This window comes from Mesorhizobium sp. M5C.F.Ca.IN.020.32.2.1, from assembly GCF_004023105.1.
In the GTDB taxonomy this organism is placed as follows: Bacteria; Pseudomonadota; Alphaproteobacteria; order Rhizobiales; family Rhizobiaceae; genus Mesorhizobium; species Mesorhizobium wenxiniae.
In genome coordinates this window covers 1-1,689 of the sequence record NZ_RZSX01001129.1, presented here as the reverse complement: position 1 = coordinate 1,689, position 1,689 = coordinate 1, and the positions used below count along the sequence as shown (strand labels likewise).

Here is a 1,689-nt window from a genome sequence, read left to right as displayed (position 1 = left end):
CTCCAGGCAGGCTCCCGCCGCATCGTCGGCCGGGAGTTTTTTCTCTGGCCTCTAACCCTTCGTTTGAGCATCGGATTTTTTCAAAAGCCGATTTCCACCAAGTCCGAGGTTCTAGCTGCCCAATGCCGCCTGCTCGGCGATGGCCGACAGCACGCCGCGCACATCCAGCGTGCTGAACGGCTTTTCTAGGATCTGCGGACGCTGCGGCGCCGGCAACGCCTCGATTTCGGCTTTCGCTCCGATCAGGTCGCCGGTGACCAGAACGAAGCGCCGCGCCAGATCAGGCTTTTCGGCGAGCAGTTCGCGATAGACTGATATGCCGCTGGTGCCGGGCATGCGCAGATCGGAAAAGACGATGTCCGGTGGCATGTGGCCGGTCAAGGTCGCGGCGGCCGATGCCCAGGCCGGCACGACTCGCGACTTGATGCCCATCAATTCCAGAATGTCGGACAGCGACGCCGCGACATCCGGCTCGTCGTCGATGATCAGCGCGTGACGCAATCCGCTCGAGCGCGACGGGGTTTCGCCGGCGGCGGCCGCGCCGGCGGAGATCGCCGGCAACTGGACGACGAAACGGGCGCCCCTCGGCAGAACTTCCTCGAACCAGACATTGCCATTGTGCCGTTCGATGATCGACTTCGAGATTGACAGGCCGATGCCGGTGCCGACGCCGACCGGCTTGGTGGTGAAGTAAGATTCGAAGATGCGAGAGCGAATCGCTTCCGGCACGCCCAGCCCGTTGTCCTCAACCGAGAAACAGGGATTGCCGCGATCGCTGCGAAACGTGCGAACCTTGATCAGCCGGTCGCCGCCGATGCCGGCCAGAGCGTGCTGGCTGTTGATGAGGAAGTTGGCGGCCACTTGCGTGACATGGTCGGCGTCGGCCATGGCCAGCAGCGGGCCGCTGGCGAAATCGGTATCGATAATGATGCCGGTCGACCTGGCGCCGTACGCAGTCACTTCGAGAGCCGCGCGGACCACCTGGTTGAGGTCCGTCTCGGCTTGCGCCGCCGGGTGCAGGCGGACCATTGAGAGGAAGCTCTTGACGATGCGGCCGCAACGCTCGGCGGCGGCGCGCACCTTTTCGGCGCGCACCTTGGTCTGCGGGTCTGAAGCGAACTCGTGCAACAGCGTCGATTGTGCGACCACCACGGCAAGCGGGTTGTTGAGCTCGTGTGACACGCCGGCAAGCAGCGAGCCCATCGCCGCCATCTTCTCGTTCTGGTGCAGCTTTTCGCGCTGACGGCCGATCTCCTCCTCGGCGCGCAATTTGTCGCGAAGGTCGCGGATCGAGCCGAAGATCAGGCGGCGGTCGGCGACTCGCATCTCGGTCGCGGTCAGTTCGATCGGAAAGACCTCGCCGGCCGCATTCTGGGTGACGGTCTCGATCCGCTGGCCGACCATCGGCGCGCCGCGGCCCGACATGTATTCGGCGCCCGACACGTAGCCCTTGCGATAATATTCCGGAACGACGGTGTCGAGCAGGTCCTTGCCGAGGATGTCGCTGCGCTGATAGCCGAACATCTTTTCGGCGGCGGGATTGAACTCGATGATCGAACCGGTCTCGTCGATGACTATGATGGCGTCGAGCGAGGCCTGCAACATGGTGCGGCGGATGACTTCGCTGGCATGGGCATCGGAAAGTGATCGTTCGATGGCGTCGCCGATGGCCAATGCCACGATGTGCAG

1 protein-coding gene is annotated in these 1,689 nt (G+C 63.8%); it reads right to left on the bottom strand.

Annotated features, from left to right (window positions below):
* Positions 1–111: 111 nt before the first annotated feature.
* Positions 112–1,689 (bottom strand): PAS domain S-box protein (locus EOA86_RS33580; RefSeq protein WP_128345471.1); only part of this gene is annotated, 1,578 nt, incomplete at its 5' end.